Source organism: Aeromonas sp. 55A (assembly GCF_051919665.1).
GTDB lineage: Bacteria > Pseudomonadota > Gammaproteobacteria > Enterobacterales > Aeromonadaceae > Aeromonas > Aeromonas veronii.
This window is the reverse complement of record NZ_JBQBEH010000008.1, coordinates 1,857,158-1,874,258: the sequence shown is the minus strand read 5'-3', so window position 1 is coordinate 1,874,258 and position 17,101 is coordinate 1,857,158. Positions and strand designations below refer to the sequence as shown.

At 60.7% G+C, this 17,101-nt stretch carries 17 protein-coding genes; 9 read left to right on the top strand and 8 right to left on the bottom strand.

Features of this window, described 5'->3' with window-relative positions; all coding sequences use genetic code 11:
* Positions 1–21: 21 nt before the first annotated feature.
* The 5 genes from xerC to lptM all read right to left on the bottom strand — a co-directional run bounded on the left by xerC (position 22) and on the right by lptM (position 4,239).
* The gene (xerC, locus tag ACTG2G_RS12740) at positions 22–999 is read right to left on the bottom strand and encodes a tyrosine recombinase XerC (protein ID WP_227341541.1); all 978 of its coding nucleotides are present in this window, start codon (positions 997–999) and stop codon (positions 22–24) included.
* Positions 992–1,672 (bottom strand): DUF484 family protein, encoded by a 681-nt coding sequence (locus tag ACTG2G_RS12735; protein WP_043821859.1) that lies wholly within the window; start codon positions 1,670–1,672, stop codon positions 992–994. Before ACTG2G_RS12735 ends, xerC begins: the two co-directional genes overlap by 8 nt.
* A 91-nt stretch (positions 1,673–1,763) precedes the next feature.
* The gene (dapF, locus tag ACTG2G_RS12730; protein WP_005336371.1) at positions 1,764–2,594 is read right to left on the bottom strand and encodes a diaminopimelate epimerase; all 831 of its coding nucleotides are present in this window, start codon (positions 2,592–2,594) and stop codon (positions 1,764–1,766) included.
* A 185-nt stretch (positions 2,595–2,779) separates the two neighbouring features.
* Entirely contained in the window at positions 2,780–4,030 is a 1,251-nt protein-coding gene (lysA, locus tag ACTG2G_RS12725) for a diaminopimelate decarboxylase (RefSeq protein WP_421386541.1), read from the bottom strand.
* A 32-nt stretch (positions 4,031–4,062) separates the two neighbouring features.
* Complete coding sequence (gene lptM / locus ACTG2G_RS12720; RefSeq protein WP_421386539.1) at positions 4,063–4,239, bottom strand: LPS translocon maturation chaperone LptM; 177 nt, start codon at positions 4,237–4,239, stop codon at positions 4,063–4,065.
* Positions 4,240–4,312: 73 nt separating this feature from the next.
* Here lptM and cyaY point away from each other — a divergent pair, with 73 nt between their 5' ends.
* Positions 4,313–4,627 carry an iron donor protein CyaY gene (cyaY, locus tag ACTG2G_RS12715; protein WP_421386537.1) on the top strand — a complete coding sequence of 105 codons (315 nt, stop codon included), beginning with the start codon at positions 4,313–4,315 and terminating at the stop codon, positions 4,625–4,627.
* The gene (locus ACTG2G_RS12710) at positions 4,624–5,277 is read left to right on the top strand and encodes an alpha/beta hydrolase (protein ID WP_421386536.1); all 654 of its coding nucleotides are present in this window, start codon (positions 4,624–4,626) and stop codon (positions 5,275–5,277) included. Before cyaY ends, ACTG2G_RS12710 begins: the two co-directional genes overlap by 4 nt.
* Positions 5,278–5,341: 64 nt before the next feature.
* On the opposite strand, the gene ACTG2G_RS12705 is transcribed toward ACTG2G_RS12710, so the two are convergent.
* The gene (locus tag ACTG2G_RS12705) at positions 5,342–7,861 is read right to left on the bottom strand and encodes a class I adenylate cyclase (RefSeq protein WP_330124694.1); all 2,520 of its coding nucleotides are present in this window, start codon (positions 7,859–7,861) and stop codon (positions 5,342–5,344) included.
* Positions 7,862–8,184: 323 nt separating this feature from the next.
* Between ACTG2G_RS12705 and hemC the strand changes: the two genes are divergently transcribed.
* Genes hemC through ACTG2G_RS12685 form a run of 4 tightly spaced genes read left to right on the top strand, consistent with a single transcriptional unit; the run spans position 8,185 to position 12,065 of the window.
* Positions 8,185–9,114: a hydroxymethylbilane synthase gene (gene hemC / locus ACTG2G_RS12700; protein ID WP_236353365.1), complete on the top strand. Its 930-nt coding sequence runs from the start codon at positions 8,185–8,187 to the stop codon at positions 9,112–9,114.
* Complete coding sequence (locus ACTG2G_RS12695; protein WP_236353305.1) at positions 9,111–9,845, top strand: uroporphyrinogen-III synthase; 735 nt, start codon at positions 9,111–9,113, stop codon at positions 9,843–9,845. The genes hemC and ACTG2G_RS12695 overlap by 4 nt, the downstream gene beginning before the upstream one ends.
* Entirely contained in the window at positions 9,842–10,891 is a 1,050-nt protein-coding gene (locus ACTG2G_RS12690) for a uroporphyrinogen-III C-methyltransferase (RefSeq protein WP_005356708.1), read from the top strand. Before ACTG2G_RS12695 ends, ACTG2G_RS12690 begins: the two co-directional genes overlap by 4 nt.
* Before the next feature lie 10 nt (positions 10,892–10,901).
* Complete coding sequence (locus ACTG2G_RS12685; protein ID WP_421330353.1) at positions 10,902–12,065, top strand: heme biosynthesis HemY N-terminal domain-containing protein; 1,164 nt, start codon at positions 10,902–10,904, stop codon at positions 12,063–12,065.
* A gap of 70 nt (positions 12,066–12,135) precedes the next feature.
* Here the strand turns inward: ACTG2G_RS12685 and ACTG2G_RS12680 are convergent, their stop codons facing one another.
* Both ACTG2G_RS12680 and glpX read right to left on the bottom strand, forming a co-directional pair.
* Positions 12,136–12,387, bottom strand: coding sequence for a YkgJ family cysteine cluster protein (locus ACTG2G_RS12680; RefSeq protein ID WP_005336384.1), 252 nt, complete (start codon positions 12,385–12,387; stop codon positions 12,136–12,138).
* A gap of 134 nt (positions 12,388–12,521) precedes the next feature.
* Positions 12,522–13,532 (bottom strand): class II fructose-bisphosphatase, encoded by a 1,011-nt coding sequence (gene glpX / locus ACTG2G_RS12675; protein WP_005336386.1) that lies wholly within the window; start codon positions 13,530–13,532, stop codon positions 12,522–12,524.
* Positions 13,533–13,750: 218 nt separating this feature from the next.
* Here glpX and ACTG2G_RS12670 point away from each other — a divergent pair, with 218 nt between their 5' ends.
* From ACTG2G_RS12670 to ACTG2G_RS12660, 3 genes are all read left to right on the top strand, one after another.
* On the top strand, positions 13,751–14,812 hold the full coding sequence (locus tag ACTG2G_RS12670; protein ID WP_216952723.1) for a porin: 1,062 nt from the start codon (positions 13,751–13,753) through the stop codon (positions 14,810–14,812).
* A 119-nt stretch (positions 14,813–14,931) separates the two neighbouring features.
* Positions 14,932–15,852, top strand: coding sequence for an ABC transporter substrate-binding protein (locus ACTG2G_RS12665; protein ID WP_421255064.1), 921 nt, complete (start codon positions 14,932–14,934; stop codon positions 15,850–15,852).
* Between the two features lie 33 nt (positions 15,853–15,885).
* Positions 15,886–16,764, top strand: coding sequence for an EamA family transporter (locus tag ACTG2G_RS12660; protein WP_421255063.1), 879 nt, complete (start codon positions 15,886–15,888; stop codon positions 16,762–16,764).
* Positions 16,765–17,101: the final 337 nt, after the last annotated feature.

Sequence of the window (17,101 nt, the reverse complement as noted above, 5' to 3'; positions counted from 1 at the left end):
TGCAACGGGGCTCAGGGCCCGTTATTCATCGTCCTGTGCATCCGGGTCACGCTTGGCCCTTGGGTGAGCGCTGTCGTAGACCTTGGCCAGATGCTGGAAGTCGAGGTGGGTATAGATCTGGGTGGTGGAGAGGTCGGCATGTCCCAGCAGCTCCTGAACCGCCCGCAGATCGCCGGAAGACTCCAGCATATGGGTGGCGAAGCTGTGGCGCAGCTTGTGGGGATGGACGTGGGCGTTGAGCGCCTGCTTGTTGCCCCAGCCATCGAGGCGAGCCTGCACCGAGCGGGCCGACAGCCGCTGCTTGCGGCTGGAGACAAACAGCGCCTCGCTCTCATCCCCAGCCAGCAGCGGGCGCACCTTGAGCCACTTCTGCAGCCACTCGACCGCCATCCGGCCGATGGGCAGCACCCGCTCCCGCGAGCCCTTGCCGGTCACCTTGAGCTGGCGGTCGTCGAGCTTCAGATCCACCAGATTGATCCCCACCAGCTCGGCCAGACGCAGCCCTGAAGAGTACATCAGCTCCATGATGGCGCGATCCCGCACCGCCAGCGGATCCTGCTCGTCGGTGATGTTGAGCAGCTGGTGCATCTCGTCCACATCGAGGTTTTTCGGCAGCGGCCTCCCCTGTTTGGGGGTGACGATGCCACGGGCCGGATTGGCGGTCAGTCGCCCCTGCCGCACCTGCCAGTCGCAAAAGCTGCGCAGGGCCGAGACCTTGGTGGAAAGGGAACGAGGAGCAAGGCCCGCCTTGTGCATCCGGGTCACCAGAGTGCGCACCTGACTCGCCTCGAGCCGACCCCAGTCAGTGAGCCCCAGGGCTACCAGCTCGGCGGTCATCGCCTCCAGATGGGCTTGATAGTTATTGCGGGTATGAGGGCTGAGCTGACGCTCGACCCTCAGGTATTCGATAAAGGCCGCCAGCTCGTCCGCCAGTGCCGCGGGCAGTGGCGGTGTGACGACGGGAGCTTTGGCGGGCGCCCTGGCCGGTGTTCTAGCCATGAGTCAACTCGGGCAGACGCAGTTGCAGCAGGCGCCCCAGTTGGCCCAGCAGCAGGGTGTCGTTGTGGGGAGTAAAGTGGCCGGGATCCGAGCTGGCGAAGGCCAGCACACCGAGATCGCCAAGCCGCATCAGGGCCACCGAGTTGACCAGCACATCGTGGCCAAACAGCGCCTGCTTCTCGCTCTGGCTCAGGCGGCCAAAGTAGTAATCCTGCCCCGGCAGACGCTGACCCAGCAGGGATTCGAGCTGCTTGCCCTGTGCCAGAAAGCGCTGCTCGGGCCCGCTCAGGGTAAACTTCTTGGGATTGAGCCAGAGCCGCAGCCCGGTCAGGCGCAGCCGCTGGACAAAGGCCTTGCCCATCACGGCACTCACTTCGAACAGGGTCTGGCAGCCGTACAGCTCGCCGTAGAGATCGGCATAGACCCGGAATATGCGCTCGTTCTCGCTGGCGATCCCCATCAATTCGGTGATCTCCTGCTCCAGCTGTTCGATCCGCTCGCGCTGGCGCTCCAGCTGGCGCTCGACCAGCGAGACCGACCCTTTGCGTTCATGGGGAATGCGGATCCTGTCCAGCACGGCGGCATGGCGTTGGAAAAACTCGGGATAACGGGCCAGGTACTCCAGCACAGTGGCTTCATCCACCGATTGCTCCTGCCGTTTGAGTTCGCTCATAAATTGGTTGATCCATCAGAGAAATGGGACTCGCGGCCCCGACATCATGGGCAAAGGGGGCCAACGCCCCCCGTACCTGAACCTTTATCGGCTAAACCTCTATCTGGCCGTCAAACACATGCTCGGCGGGACCTGTCATATAGACCGGCTGGCCCGGCCCCTTCCAGGCGATGGTCAGCTTGCCGCCCGGCAGACTGACGGTGACCCGCTCCTTGAGCTTGCCCTGACTGATGCCAATCACCGCCGCCGCACAGGCACCGGTGCCGCAGGCCAGGGTCTCGCCACAGCCCCGCTCGAATACACGCAGCTTGATCTCGGTGGCATTGACCATCTCCATGAAGCCGACGTTGACCCGCTCGGGAAAACGCTCGTGGCGCTCCATGATGGCACCCAGCGTTTCGACCGGCGCATCGGCGACCGAAGGCACCTCGATGACGCAGTGGGGATTGCCCATGGAGACCACGCCACACATCACGGTATGCTCCTGCGCCCGCAACAGATAGGTTTTCTCTGCCTTCTGGGCCCGGAACGGGATCTTGCCCGGCTCAAACTGGGGAACACCCATGTTGACCGTGACCTGATTCTCCCCCTCCAGCTGCAACACGATGCGACCCCGGGCGGTACTGACCGCGATGCGATCCCGGTTGATCAGCCCCTTGAGACGCACGAAACGGGCAAAACAGCGGGCACCGTTGCCACACTGCTCCACCTCGCTGCCATCGGCATTGAAAATGCGATAGTGAAAGTCGAGTTCAGGGTCATAGGGCGGCTCCACCAGCAGCAGCTGGTCAAAGCCGATCCCGAAGTGGCGATCTGCCAGCTTCTTGATGACGTCATTGCTGAAAAATACCTTCTGGGTGACGCCATCCACCACCATGAAGTCGTTGCCCAAGCCATGCATCTTGGAAAAATCTATCAACATCGTGCATTCCTGTGCTGTTAGGGCTGTAAAAATTCACCGAACCAAGGGTCGCCAAGCGCCATGAAGTCGTTGTCCAAAGCCCCATGCATCCTGGAACAGTCTGTCCACATCGTGCATTCCTGTGCTGTTAGGGCTGTAAAAACTCACCGTCAACCGTTATGAAATCATTGTCCCAGCCTGCGCCATCAGGGCAGCAGGTGCTCACCGCGCCAGAGATCGGCCAACTGCTCACGCTCGCGGATCAGGTGTGCTTCGGCACCATCCACCAGCACTTCGGCAGCGCGCGGACGGGTGTTGTAGTTGGATGACATGGTAAAGCCGTAGGCACCGGCCGAACGCACCGCCAGCAGCGACCCCTCGGCAATCGCCAGGGTGCGCTCCTTGCCGAGGAAGTCACCGGTCTCGCACACCGGGCCCACCACGTCATAGAGCGCGGGAGCATGACAGGCACGGCTATCCACCTCGATGATGTTCATCCAGGCGCCGTAGAGCGAAGGGCGCAGCATGTCGTTCATGCCGGCATCGATCAGCGCGAAGTTGCGGGTCTCGCCCGGCTTCAGGTACTCGACCCGGGTCAGCAGCACGCCGGCATTGGCGACGATGGCGCGGCCCGGCTCGAACAGCAGGGTCAGATCCCGGCCCGCCAGCTTCTGCTTCAGCGCTTCGGCGTACTCGGTCGGATGAGGCGGCTGCTCGGAACCGTAGTTGACCCCCAGACCGCCGCCCACATCCAGATGGTGGATATGAATCCCTTCCGCCGCCAGACCGTCGATCAGCCGCAGCAACTTGTCAGCCGCTTCCATAAAGGGATTTAATTCAGTGAGTTGCGAGCCGATATGGCAATCCACCCCGACGATCTCGATGTTCGCCATCGCGGCCGCCTTGCGATAGATGGCTGGCGCCAGCTCGATGGGGATGCCGAACTTGTTCTGTTTGAGGCCAGTGGAAATATAGGGGTGAGTACCGGCATCGATATCCGGATTGACCCGCACCGAGACGCGAGCCTTCTTGCCCATGCTGCCCGCCACCCGATTGAGGCGCTCCAGCTCGGCTTCCGACTCCAGATTGAAGCAGAGGATCTCTTTATCCAGCGCGAGGCGCATCTCCGCTTCACTCTTGGCAACACCGGAGAAGACCACCTTGGCCGGATCACCGCCCGCCGCCAGTACCCGCGACAGCTCGCCACCAGAGACGATGTCAAACCCTGACCCCAGTCGGGCCAGCAGGTTGAGCAGCGCCAGGTTGGAGTTGGCCTTCACCGCGTAGCAGATCAGATGGGGAATATCGCCAGCGGCCTTGTCAAAGGCGTGCCAGTGGCGCTCGAGGGTCGCACGGGAGTAGACGTAAAGCGGGGTACCGTACTGCTCGGCAAGCTGTTGCAGCGAGGTTTGCTCGGCCTGAAGCTGGCCGTCTGCGTCGTAGTTAAAGTGATCCAAGGGGGCGGTTCCTTCCTAGAATGAGTGCGGCATTAGTGCGGCGCGGCCTCGGTGGCAGCCTCAGTGGTCGCAGGCGGTACTGCTTGCGGTGTACTCTGGCTCTGTGGCTGCTCGGGGGACGGCATATAGAGCGGCCCCTTCAGACCGCACGCGGCCAACCCGAGGGACAGAAGAGTGGCAAGCAGACACTTGGTGAACTGGGTGATCATAATGGTTCGCTGCGAAAAAATTTTTGGCCCTCTATAATCGCACTCACATTGTTAAAAGCAACAGGATAAACCGATGAAGGATCACGAGTATCACGCCCTGACCGACGCCTTTTTCCAATATGTGGAAGACACGCTCGACGAGGGGTATCCGGATATCGACTGCGAACGCAGCGGTGGCGTATTGACCCTCTCTTTCGAGAACAAGACCAAGGTCATCATCAACAAGCAGGAGCCACTGCACCAGATTTGGGTCGCCACCCGCGAGAACGGCTTCCACTTCGAACTGCAGGGTGACACCTGGATCGACAACCGCTTCGGCAACGAGCTCAAGGCGCTGCTGAGCCAATCCTGCTCCGCCCAGGCGGGCGAAGAGGTGGTGTTCCCATGATTGACCTGCACCCGCAGGGCGCCCGTCATACGGTGATCTGGCTACACGGGCTGGGTGATTCCGGCGCCGGTCTCGCCCCGCTGGTGGACGCGCTGGATCTGCCCGCCGAGCTGCCGGTGCGTCACCTGCTGCCGGATGCCCCCGAGCGCCCCATCACCATCAACATGGGCTACAAGATGCGCGGCTGGTACGACATCAGGAGCTTCGAGGATCCCGCCGAGCGGGCCGTGGAGTCCCATGTCCGTGAATCAGCCGACCAGATTGCCGCATTGCTCGATCAGCTGGTGGCCGACGGGTTTGCCCCCGAGCATATCGTGCTGGCAGGTTTCTCACAGGGCGGGGTAATTGCCTCCTTCACCGCGCTGCGCTATCAGGCACAGCTGGCGGGCCTGCTCTGCATGTCCACCTATCTGGCCGCCCCCGACAAGCTGCTCGGCGAGATGAGCGAGGCTGCTCGCACCCTGCCCATCTGCTATATGCACGGCATCTATGACGATGTGGTGAGCCTGTCGCTCGGTTGGGATGCCAAGAACCGGCTGGAAAGCGCCGGGCTCCCTCCCGAGTGGCACGAGTACCCGATGCGTCACGAGATCTGCCGCCCGCAGCTGGGCGACATTCGCAGCTGGCTGCTGGCTCGCCTCGGCGCCTGAGCAACCGCAATAGCAAACGGCCTGCATCTGCAGGCCGTTTTTTATGGCGATTCCAACTGACGGGTCAGCCCACTTCTCGAGCGGGCGGCACCTGTTCGCGCAGAGTGCCCTGACTGCGATAGGGGATCACATCCAGCTCGCCATTCACCTGTACTATCTCGTAGTACTGCGGCAGGTTGAAGTTGATGAACTGCCCATCATCGCTGAACCGCTCGTGATTGGAGGTGTAGAAGCGGTTCACCCCCGCCACCAGCTCATCCTTGTTGCCGGCAAAGTGCTGGTAGATCTCCACCCGGTTCGCCTCATCGAGGATATAGATGTTGGTGCCCGCATCACGGGTATCGAAGAAGAACTGCACCAACCCTTCGCTGGCGTAGGCATCGACGATGCTCGGCAGATGCTGGCTGTGGGTCTTGTCGAGCCGCAGCGGCAGGTGATCCAGCTTGTTGTGGGAGATGTGACGGTAAAAATCGATGGCGTTTTCCAGCTTCTTCACCGACACCCCGCGCCGCTCGAAGAAGATGCCGTACTTCTCGCGGCCAAGGGCCATGGTCTTGACCAGCTGCTGTTTGTCGCGTGCAAGGCGCAGGTCGATACACTCCGCCACCAGCGTCTGGAAACGGGAGCGCACCAGAGAACGGAAGTGCTGGCTGTAGCAGAACACCTCGATCATCTCGGGGGCGGCAGCATCCTGATGCATCTTGCCGAGGATAGTGGTGAGGGCATCGACCACGGCTTCATCCCCCTGGAAGTGCAGGGTACGGATCTCGCTCCAGGAGTTGCGATAGACCAGATCCACCGAGCCGACCAGACACTCCTGATTGCGACCAAACGAGAAGACATCCACTGTATTGGCGTCAAATTCGATCACCTGACCGACCCAGTGGCTGGTCGGGTCCATCTCCAGGTTGAGGAAGATGGAGAGCTGACGGATCTCGCACGGCCGACTGAGAGCCAGATTGGTGGCCAGCGGGTACTTCTCGGGGAAGCAGCCGGAGAGATCGCGGCAGAACTGGTGCAGATTGTCGATGTGCAGATCCGAACCCTGATTGAACAGGTGCACCCGCGACTGGGGCGTCAACAGATCGTTGAAGTAGGCCCAGGAGACCAGCTTGCTGATGTAACCGTTGAACTCCAGCGGCGCGCGGCCAATGATGTCCACCGGCTCCAGCGAATGTTTGTAGAGATACCAGCCGGCGCGATTGAGGCGACCGTGGGGCACCTGCACGAAGCTGAGATCCGGCTCGCTGAGATCCGGCGCGATCTTGAGGTTGATGCGCTGCACCTTGCCCGGCAGGCTCTCGAACGCGGCGTAGAGTTTGCGCGACAGAATGCCGATATCTTCCGGGTTGATCGACTCGCTGATGTTGTTGCGGCGAGCGAACTGGATCAGGTTGCGGTAGCTCTGCATCAGGGCTTCCAGCAGCTCGGCGTGGGCGATCTTCACCTCTTCGATCTTCCACTCGTGGCGATGATCGAGCTGATAGAGTTTGTCCTGACTCCAGCCCCAGTAGGAGACCAGCTGGCTCATCTGCTCGCGGCGCCACTCGGGGGAGTGATCATCCTTGGGATGGCTGAGACCGTCACACACCTTGAGGTAGAAGCAGCGGCGCACCAGATCGAGCCGCGCCATATCGCCGATGGACTTGAGGTAGTTGGTCACCTTGTCCAGCATCAGACAGTAGTTGTCGAGCCGGTAGTGCATCCCCTCGTTGTGCTGGAACCAGTCGCGACCAATCATCGACAGCAGGCGGGTATTGGGATACTCGTGGGAGTAGGCTTCCATCAGCACCGACTTGAGCACCGCCTTGTAAGGGGAGTCGATCCCCTTGTAGAGCTGCCACAGGGCCGAGCCGAAATACTCTTCGGCCGGAATACGGTCAAAACTGCCGAGATCGAGCCAGTCTTCCTGCTTGAGCTTGCCACTCTCGAACAGCTCGTTCACATACGCATCGTAGTGATCATCACACTCGGTGGGCACCAGATACCAGATCAAGCGTTTGCCCGCGATACGCATGGCACTGCGGTAGAACTCGTCGAGCAACAGCAGGTGCTGGGCACTGCCGCAGCTCTCCCCCTGCATCTGGGCATCGTTGGTCTGGCGGAACTTATCTTCCGGGATCAGGAAGAAGTTGAGATCGACCCCGCGCTGTTCGGCCCACTTGGAGAGTTGCTGGCACTTCAGCTCCAGCAGATCGAGCCGCTCCTGCGACAAACCGGCCACGTGGCAGACCCAGATATCGAGATCGGAGTGACAGCACTGGCCGATGGAGGAGGTGCTGCCCATGGAGTAGAGCCCCTGAATGGCTCGATCATGGGTTGCCAGACCGCTCTGACAGTTGGCGTTGCGGCAGAGGTCATCGATAAAGGCTTGCTGCTCGGCGCTGGCGCTGAAGCTCCAGATGCCATGAGGGACATCACCGGAGACATAACCGGGCAGCAGGGGATGATTGAAGTGCAGCATGACAGGCAGCAGTTGGAATACCTGCTGCCCATAGCGACTCATGAGGCCTAACGCCCGTTGCGTCTTGAGACGGGTAATGTCGTCATAACGCGCAACCAGCGTATCGATGTGTTCCTGCAATGCCCTGCCTATCACCTAAGTGAAAATGACGCACCAAAAGGGGGATACGTCAAAAAAGTGTGATCATGTTAACAATGCAAACAGCGGTGGTAAACAAGCCTTCAGCTAAACGTCAGATTATTTCTGGTATGACCACATCAAGTATCAGGGGAAATCATTAAACTCCAATACATTCAATGAATTAATCAACACCGCTTGCTTAATGAAAATCATTTTCAGCATGCATTTTTGAGCTTGGCCCCGCTTTTGCCGGCTCCGCCATGAAAGCCCGGGCAAAGGGTGGTAATATCGATTTCCTTCTAAAAATGAAACAACTGATTGATATGGCAGCCCGAACCCTGAAAATTGCCACTCGCAAGAGCCCGCTGGCCCTGTGGCAGGCCAACTTTGTCAAAGACCGGCTCGAAGCCCTGCACCCGCAGTTGCAGGTCGAACTGGTGCCCATGAGCACTCAGGGTGACAAGATCCTCGATACCCCGCTGGCCAAGGTCGGTGGCAAGGGGTTGTTCGTCAAGGAGCTGGAGACCGCCATGCTGGAAGGACGGGCCGATATCGCCGTTCACTCCATGAAAGATGTGCCGGTGGAGTTCCCCGAGGGGCTCGGCCTGCACACCATCTGCGAACGGGAAGATCCCCGCGATGCCTTCGTCTCCAATCGTTTCAAGGCCATTGCCGAACTGCCGCAAGGGGCCGTTGTCGGCACCTCCAGCCTGCGCCGTCAGTGCCAGCTGCGCGCGGCGCGCCCGGATCTGGTGATCCGGGATCTGCGCGGCAACGTCAACACTCGCCTCGCCAAGCTGGATGCCGGTGAATACGACGCCATCATCCTCGCCGCCGCCGGTCTGAAACGACTGGAGATGGCGCACCGCATCACCGCCTTTATCGAGCCGGAGCAGAGCCTGCCGGCCAACGGTCAGGGCGCCGTCGGTATAGAATGCCGCCTCGACGACGTTGAGCTGCACGCTCTGCTGGCGCCGCTGGAGCACGCCGAGACCCGCGCCCGGGTGCTGACCGAGCGCGCCATGAATCGCGCCCTGCAAGGGGGATGTCAGGTGCCTATCGGTGCCTACGCACTGGTCGAAGGCGAGCAGATCTGGCTGCGCGGTCTGGTGGGTAGCCCGGATGGCACCCAGGTGATCCGCGACGAGATCCGCGGTCCGCTGGCCGATGGTGAGGCCCTCGGCGAGCAGTTGGCCCAGCGTCTGCTGGCCGCCGGTGCCGACGAGATCCTGGCCGAGGTCTACCGCACATGATCCCGCTGGTGGTGCGTCCAGCCGCCCAGGCCGCCGAGCTGGTGCAGTTGCTGCGCCAGCACGGCCATGCACCACTCTGCTGCCCGCTGCTGGAAACCGTGGCGGGCAGCGAACTCCCTCTCCTGCCCGACCTGTTGCGCAGTGCTGACGCGGTTATCGCCGTCAGCATCCATGCCGTTCATTTTGCACACGATTTTCTGTTGCAAACTGGTCAGACCTGGCCACATATTGAGTACTTTGCGGTGGGTCAGGCCAGCGCAGATGCGTTTGCAGCCATCGGCATCACTGCAATCTGCCCGGATGACCCGCGCAGCGAAGGGCTGCTGGCCCTGCCCGCCCTGCAGCAGGTAGCAGGCAAACGGGTACTGATCCTGCGCGGCAATGGCGGGCGGGATCTCATCGCCAGCACACTGGCCTCACGCGGTGCTCTGGTGCACTATTGTGCGGCCTATGAGCGCCACTACCCCGAGCTAGACGGGGACAGATTGACCCACCACTGGCAAGCAGCGGGGCTGGACAGCCTGCTCATTACCAGTGGTGAACTGCTGCAACGGCTGCTGGAGCTGATTCCCGACCACCAGCGGCCCTGGCTTTTTGACCGCCTGCTGGTGGTCCCCAGCCCGCGCGTGGCCGAGATGGCCAGCGCTGCGGGCTTTATCCATATCACGATTGCCCAAGGTGCATCCAACCAGGCCCTGACGGCCGCACTGGAACTGAGGAAGATGGAATGACAGAACAACAAGAATCCCAGGTCAAACCCCAGCCGACCGCTGTGGTCAATGGCAGCAAGAGCCGCTCCGGTGCCGTACTGGGAGGGGTCGCCATCCTGCTGGCCCTTGGCCTGACCGGCGGTCTCTATCTGCACGGTCACAAGAACGCCGTGGCCCAGCAGGCCGAACTGGCCCAGCTCAAGCAGCAGCTGGCGAGCGCCCTGAGCAAGATCGACCAGACCAGCAGCAAGGATGCCGAGCAGCTGGCCGCACTGGATCAAACCCAGCAACGGCTGCAAGGGGAGATGCAGGGTCTGCAGAATCGGGTACTGGATCTGAATGACAAGCGCCCCAACGACTGGATGCTGGCCGAATCCGAATATCTGGTACGGATGGCGGGCCGCAAGCTGTGGCTGGAGCATGACCTCGTCTCCGCCATCACCTTGCTCGGCAATGCCGACGAGCGGATCGCCGCCCTCAACGACCCCAGCCTGATGCCGATCCGCAAGGCGCTGGCCGAGGATATCGCCAAGCTCAAGGGGATGCCGCGCATCGACCGCGAGGGGCTGACCCTCAAGCTGGCTGCGCTCTCCGACCAGATCGAGCTGCTGCCCCTCTCCACCGTCAGCATGCCGGAAGCCAAGGCCGAGCCGGATCAGGCGGTCAGCGCCAATCCCGACGAGTGGGAGAGCAACCTGAAGAAGAACTGGGTCAAGTTCACCGAGAACTTCGTCACCATCCGTCGCCGCGATGGCGCGGTCGAGGCGCTGCTCTCGCCGCAGCAGGAGATCTTCCTGCGTGAAAACCTCAAAACCAAGCTGTTGCAGGCCCAGCTCTCCGTCTATCGCGAGCAGCAGGCGCTCTACGAAGACAGCCTGGACAAGGCCCAGCGCTGGCTGACCCAGTATTTCGACACCGACAACAGCGCCACCCGCTACATGCAGGGCGAGATCGACAAGCTCAAGGGTGAGCAGATCCAGATCGACTATCCGGCCCAGTTCAAGACCCAGGCGATGCTGGAGCAGGTGCTGACCGAACGCCTGCAACGCATTCTGGCCAGCAGCTGAGGAGGGCACCATGATCCGTATAATCATTCTGGTCGCCGTGATGGTCGCAGGGCTGATCTTTGGCCCGCAAGCCTCCGGCAACAAGGGCTATGTGCTGATTGCCCTTGGCAATTACACCATCGAATCTTCCGTCACCAGCGCGGTGATCCTGGCCGTGCTGTTCTACGGCGCCCTGCTGATCGTCGAGTGGCTGCTGGGACGGGTATTCGGCCTGCGCCGCAAGACCCTAGGCTGGTACGGCTCGCGCCGCCGCCGCAAGGCCAATCAACAGACCGTCGCCGCCACCCTGGCAATGGCCGAAGGGCACTACAGTCAGGCTGAAAAGCTGATGATCAAGGGGGCCAGCAACAGCGACACCCCGCTGCTCAACTACCTGAGCGCCGCCAAGGCGGCACAGGCCCGTGGTGACGACGCCCGCCGGGATCAATACCTGCAAAAAGCGCAGGAGGAGAATCCCAAAGCCGAGCTGGCGCTCACTCTGACCCAGACCCAGTTGCAGATCGAGCAGGGCCAGTACGATACCGCACTGGCGATGCTGGAGTCGGTCTACGCCCTCAACCCGCGCCATCCCATGGTGCTGGATCAGCTGCGTCAGGTACATCTGGCCCGTCAGGACTGGAGCGCCCTGTGCGACCTGATCCCGGCGCTGCACAAGGTGGGCAAGCTGACCCCGAAACAGGAAGAAGATCTGCTGCAACAAGCCTGGTGTGGTCGCCTGCAACAGGCTGCCGGCAGCCTCGAGACCCTCAAGGCGGTATGGCAGGATCTGCCGCGCAAACTGCGCCTCGAGCCGGAACTGCTGGCCTGCTACGGCGATCTGCTGCGCCAGCTGGGCGCCGATGGCGAGGCCGCCACCCTGTGGCAGGAGGCGCTGCGCAAACAGCCGATGCCGCAGCTGCTGGCTCGCCTGCCCAAGCTGAAACTCGAGAGTTACCAGCCGCTGCTGGCACTGCTGCAAAAACAGCAGGGGCAACCGGAGGTGGACACCGCACTGGCCCAGCTCTATCTGCTGGCCGGTCAGCTGGACGATGCCCAGAAGCTGCTGGAGCAGGAGGTGGAGCGGGCGCCGAGCGCCGCCGCCTATCACGCTCTCGGCCAGCTGATGGACAAACGCCGCCTCACCAACAAGGCCAACGAGTACTATCGTCAGGCACTGGAACTGGCGGGGATCTGATCCCCGGCAAACAGAAACGCGAGAGGCCGCATGCTGCGGCCTCTTTTTTTATCTCTTCGCCCTGCCCTCGTCAGGTGGTGAGCCGCTCCAGCTCGCCGATCAGCCAGATAGCCTCGGCACGGTGGCTGCCGCACACATCCATCATGGGGCGAAAACCGCCGCACACCGCCGGTCGCTCCGGTTGACCGAAGATCTTGCAGCCAAGGGCGCTATCGAGCTGGATACAGGGGACGCCAGCCGGTTTGCCATCTGGCATACCGGGAATGGCACTGCTGATACTGGGGGCGATGCAACAGGCAGCGCAGCCGCTACGACACTCCATAGACTCCACTCCTTTGGGACGGTCTGAGCCACCATAGCCGAAGCGGCGGCACAAACGTAGCTGGCGCACAACAAAAAGCCCGACCGCACGGGCGATCGGGCTTCAGACAACACAGCCGGTTCAGCGAGCCATCATCACAGGATGATGTCACGTACCACGCTGTCTTTGCGCTCCAGGTAATGGATCGACTTGATACGACGAATGGTACGGGATTTACCACGGATCAACAGAGTCTCGGTGGTCGCCATCACGCCATCGCTGGTGATGCCGTCCAGCAGATCACCCTTGGTGATGCCGGTGGCGGAGAAGATGACGTTGTCATTCTTCGCCATGTCTTCCAGCTTGAGCACCTTGTTGACATCGATGCCCAGCGCTTCGCAGCGGGCAATTTCCTGCTCGCCCAGCGCACGCACTTCCGGGCTGTCGCCCTTGACGCGGTGACGCGGCACCAGACGGGCCTGCATGTCACCATCCAGCGCGCGGATCACCGCCGCGGAGATCACCCCTTCCGGTGCGCCGCCGATGCCATACAGCATGTCGACTTCGCTGTCCGGCAGACAGGTGAGGATGGAGGCGGCAACGTCACCATCAGGAATGGCGAACACCCGCACGCCCAGACCCTGCATCTCCTTGATTGCCTTGTCATGACGCGGCTTGGCCAGGGTAATGACGGTCAGACGGGAGAGCGGCTTGCCCAGCGCCTTGGCCACGGACTTCAGGTTCAGCTCGAGAGCCTGATCCAGGTCGATGGCGCCTTTGGCCTTGGGCCCGACGATCAGCTTTTCCATGTACATGTCAGGCGCTTTCAGGAAAGAACCCTTGTCGCCCACCGCCAGCACGGCCAGCGCGTTGGCCTGACCCATGGCAGTCATGCGGGTACCCTCGATGGGATCGACCGCGATATCCACCGCGTCGCCGTGTCCGGTACCGACCTTCTCGCCGATATAGAGCATCGGCGCTTCATCAATTTCACCTTCGCCGATCACAATCTCACCATCGATCTCGATCTGGTTGAGAATGTGGCGCATGGCCGCTACGGCCGCCCCATCAGCGATATTCTTGTCACCACGTCCGAGCCACTTGTAGCCAGCCAGTGCAGCCGCTTCCGTCACTCGGGAAAACTCGATTGCCAGTTCACGTCTCATCGCATATCCAACCTATGGAGCTCGAAAACGGGCGGCATTCTACCACAAGGGCAAACCTTTGCGCACAAAAGTAGCTGCCAGGTGCATAAATGTAGCCAATTCATCCAATTGCAACCCAATTGCCATCGACTCTTCATCCAGTTGTCACCCCGCTGTCATGCATCTTCCCTAGGATGGCCCCGTCTTCAAAACAAAAGCTTGCAACACAAGGGATTAAGATGAAAAAGCTGACTGTAGTGGCACTGGCTCTGACCGCCGCCTTCCAGGCGCAAGCCGTTGAGGTGTATAAAAATGATACCGCCATGCTGGACCTGTATGGCCGCATCTACGCCGGTCAATTCTTCGGCGACAAGAAAGAAAACGTCGATACCGCCAACCCGAATGGCACCAAGGATTACAGCGCCAAGCAAGGGGCTAACCAGTTTGTCCGCTTCGGTGCCAAGGCTGAAACCCAGATCCAGAGCGGTCTGAAGGCGCTGGCCCAGTACGAAGTGCAGATGTACATCAACGACAGCGAGAAGACCATCAGCGAGAGCTCCGACAACCTGCGTACCCGTCTGGCCTTTGCCGGTGTGGGCGCTGACTGGGGTACAGTGACCTTCGGTCGCCAGAAAGGTGCCCCGGGTTTCCTGGCGGACTGGACTGATGTCTCCCTCTCCGACGGCTACGGTAACGAAGCGCTGGGTGCAAAGACCGACACCTTCGCCACCAACCGCGCCGGTTCCGTACTGAAATACTCCGGCCTGTTCAATGGCTTCCAGCTCGACACCAGCTACAAGTTCGACGGTGGTGACACCGAAGAGACTACCAGCAAGGATAGCGACGCGGCCTACGGAGCAGCCGTGGCCTATACCTTCCCTTTCAACCTGTCGCTGGGTACTGCCTATAACGTCGGCCTGCGCGACAAGAGCGGTGAAGAAGATGCAAAACTGTGGCTGATCTCCGCCAAGTTTGACAACAAGGCCGCCTACGCCGCCCTCAGTTATGCCGATGGCAGCGACTTCCTGGCGACCGGCACCGATCACACCGGTTGGGAAGCCGCGCTGGGCTACAACTTCGAGAATGGCTTCGGTCTGATGGCGCTGTGGAACAAACAGGAGCAGGACAAGGCTGGCACCAAGAAAGACAATGTGGATTACTACACCCTGGGAGCCCAGTACAAGTTCAACAAGAACCTGCGGGTGATCGGCGAGTACCGCATCAACAATCTGGACAGCGTTGCCGGCAAAGCGACCGCCAACAAGGATGACTTCCAGCTGGCTGCTCGCTACGACTTCTAATCGAGGTTTTCTGATACCCAAAGCGCGATGGCTTGCCATCGCGCTTTTTCGTCGCTGTTGCTCAGAAAACCACAAACTGGCCTAGGCTCAAGAGTAGATGTATCGCCGGAGAGATGATCATGGTCAGGCTGCTTTTCGTCCTGCTCTTGCTGCTGGCTCTTCCCGCTCACGCCCTCAATATCGCCATGGTACTGTGGCGTGGCGAAACCGCCGCCGAGGCGGGCTTTCGGGCCGAACTGACCCGACTTGGCTATCAGACCACCATCACCGTCTACAATGCCAATCAGGATCGCACGGCGCTGGCGACCATGCTACGTCAGCAGATGCTGCCGAAACTGGCCGAATACGACTACATCTACACCTTCGGTACCACAGCCACCACCATGGCAAAGAGTTTGGTCGCCAATCGCAAGCCCATGATATTCAATGTGGTTTCAGATCCTGTCGGGGCAGGTTTTCTCTCTGAGGACAAGGCTCAGAACAGCATGGTCGCCGGGGTAAGCAATATGGTGCCGATGGCGCTGCAACTGGCCAATGCCAGCAAGTACCTCCCATCGGATAAGCGGCTGCTGCTACCCTTCAACCCGCGGGAGCAAAACACCCTGCTGGTGGCCGACATGCTGATCAACGCGGCCAAAGGTTACCAATGGCAAGTCGCAACCTGGCGTATAGCACCGGATCCAAAGCGACTGGAGAACGAGTTGAAGCGGCTGCAACAGGATGCCAAAAACGACATCGTCTTTCTGGCCGCAGACAGCTATCTGCTCTCCATCGCCCCCCGTTTGCTGAATGCACTCAACGCAGCTGCTATCCCTACCATCTGCAGCGCCGAGCTGTTCGTCGAACACGGCTGCAGCGTTGGCACCATCAGCAGCTACGAGGCGCTGGGCAAGATGGCCGCAGTAATCATCCATCGCCACCAGCAGGGAACGCAGTTGCAGGATATTCCGCTGCAGACCGATCCCCACCCCAAACTGGTGCTGGGGCAACTGGGCAGCACCACCAAGCAGGAGAAGAACCCCGAAAAACCGAAGCCTTGATAAAGATCTCGGCCAATCAGGCTCCAGGCGGGTATGCTGTTGACCCCCATAGCCCGAGAGCCTTTTCCCATGAGCACCACCGTCTTTTTTGCCGTTCTGCTGGCAGCCCTGCTTCACGCCAGCTGGAATGCGCTGGTCAAAATTGGCGAAGAGCGGCTGGTGGGGGTGTCACTGGTGGCGATCTTTTCAGGGCTTATCGCCGCCGTGGCGCTGCTGCCCATGGGGCTTCCCTCTGCTGCCGAGCTGCCCTGGCTCGGCCTCTCAGTCCTGCTCCATATCGGTTACTGCCTGTTTCTCAGCCATGCCTACAATCAGGGCGATTTTGGCCAGATCTATCCGCTGGCCCGTGGCAGTGCCCCGCTGCTCGCCATGGCGTTAAGTGCCATATTGCTGGGGGACTACCCCGGTTACGGCGGCATCATCGGCGCCTGCGTGCTGATCATGGGGGTCTTGCTGATGGCCAGGCGAGGTGGGCAGCAGCGCCTTGACAGCAAAGCGGTTCGGGCAGCACTGATCACGGCCATGTTCACGGCGACCTATACCCTCTCGGATGGGGCCGGCGCCCGTGCAGGGGGTGAACCGGTACGCTACACCCTCTGGCTCTTTGCCTGTACCGGGCTGGCGATGCTGCTGGTGTTGCTCGTCCACCAAAAGCGCAACGCATGGCGCCAGATCCGTCGCCATGCGATGGCGGGAATTGCAGGAGGTGCCATGTCACTGCTCGCCTACGGGATTGTTATCTGGGCCATGACCCAAGCCCCCATTGGCGTGGTCGCGGCTCTGCGCGAAAGCAGTGTGCTGTTTGCCATGCTGCTCTCGGTCTGGCTGCTGAAAGAGCCGCTCGGGCGCATGCGGCTGACGGCGGCGGCCATTATCACCGGCGGCGTGCTGCTGACCCGGCTGGGAGGATAAGCGCTGTCGCCATTGGTGCAGATTTATCTGACAGGATGGCGTAATTCACTCCGCCAAATATGCCGAATACCAACTAATGGAAATAAGTGTCGGCCCGGGCGTAAATGTTTACATCCGCAACGTATCAATTAACTGGCAGGTCTGTTTATTTCAACCACAGCTTCATTCGGGAAACTTACCTGCCAAGCAGCATTAATGATAAAATCGTTCACAGTTAATTTTCGGCAACGCTGACCAATACTGCGCATGGCACAGACCATGCCGCTCCGCCCATACATTCATTGACCGCCTGACGGGTAAGCCAGCCCGGTCAGAGATGACCCGATCGCGCCCGCCA

What these genes read in the sequence shown, in the direction of transcription:
- xerC (WP_227341541.1), bottom strand. Translation starts at nt 999, where the DNA reads ATGGCTAGAACACCGGCCAGGGCGCCCGCCAAAGCTCCCGTCGTCACA.
- ACTG2G_RS12735 (WP_043821859.1), bottom strand. Translation starts at nt 1,672, where the DNA reads ATGAGCGAACTCAAACGGCAGGAGCAATCGGTGGATGAAGCCACTGTG.
- dapF (WP_005336371.1), bottom strand. Translation starts at nt 2,594, where the DNA reads ATGTTGATAGATTTTTCCAAGATGCATGGCTTGGGCAACGACTTCATG.
- lptM (WP_421386539.1), bottom strand. Translation starts at nt 4,239, where the DNA reads ATGATCACCCAGTTCACCAAGTGTCTGCTTGCCACTCTTCTGTCCCTC.
- cyaY (WP_421386537.1), top strand. Translation starts at nt 4,313, where the DNA reads ATGAAGGATCACGAGTATCACGCCCTGACCGACGCCTTTTTCCAATAT.
- ACTG2G_RS12710 (WP_421386536.1), top strand. Translation starts at nt 4,624, where the DNA reads ATGATTGACCTGCACCCGCAGGGCGCCCGTCATACGGTGATCTGGCTA.
- hemC (WP_236353365.1), top strand. Translation starts at nt 8,185, where the DNA reads ATGGCAGCCCGAACCCTGAAAATTGCCACTCGCAAGAGCCCGCTGGCC.
- ACTG2G_RS12695 (WP_236353305.1), top strand. Translation starts at nt 9,111, where the DNA reads ATGATCCCGCTGGTGGTGCGTCCAGCCGCCCAGGCCGCCGAGCTGGTG.
- ACTG2G_RS12690 (WP_005356708.1), top strand. Translation starts at nt 9,842, where the DNA reads ATGACAGAACAACAAGAATCCCAGGTCAAACCCCAGCCGACCGCTGTG.
- ACTG2G_RS12685 (WP_421330353.1), top strand. Translation starts at nt 10,902, where the DNA reads ATGATCCGTATAATCATTCTGGTCGCCGTGATGGTCGCAGGGCTGATC.
- ACTG2G_RS12680 (WP_005336384.1), bottom strand. Translation starts at nt 12,387, where the DNA reads ATGGAGTGTCGTAGCGGCTGCGCTGCCTGTTGCATCGCCCCCAGTATC.
- glpX (WP_005336386.1), bottom strand. Translation starts at nt 13,532, where the DNA reads ATGAGACGTGAACTGGCAATCGAGTTTTCCCGAGTGACGGAAGCGGCT.
- ACTG2G_RS12670 (WP_216952723.1), top strand. Translation starts at nt 13,751, where the DNA reads ATGAAAAAGCTGACTGTAGTGGCACTGGCTCTGACCGCCGCCTTCCAG.
- ACTG2G_RS12665 (WP_421255064.1), top strand. Translation starts at nt 14,932, where the DNA reads ATGGTCAGGCTGCTTTTCGTCCTGCTCTTGCTGCTGGCTCTTCCCGCT.
- ACTG2G_RS12660 (WP_421255063.1), top strand. Translation starts at nt 15,886, where the DNA reads ATGCTGTTGACCCCCATAGCCCGAGAGCCTTTTCCCATGAGCACCACC.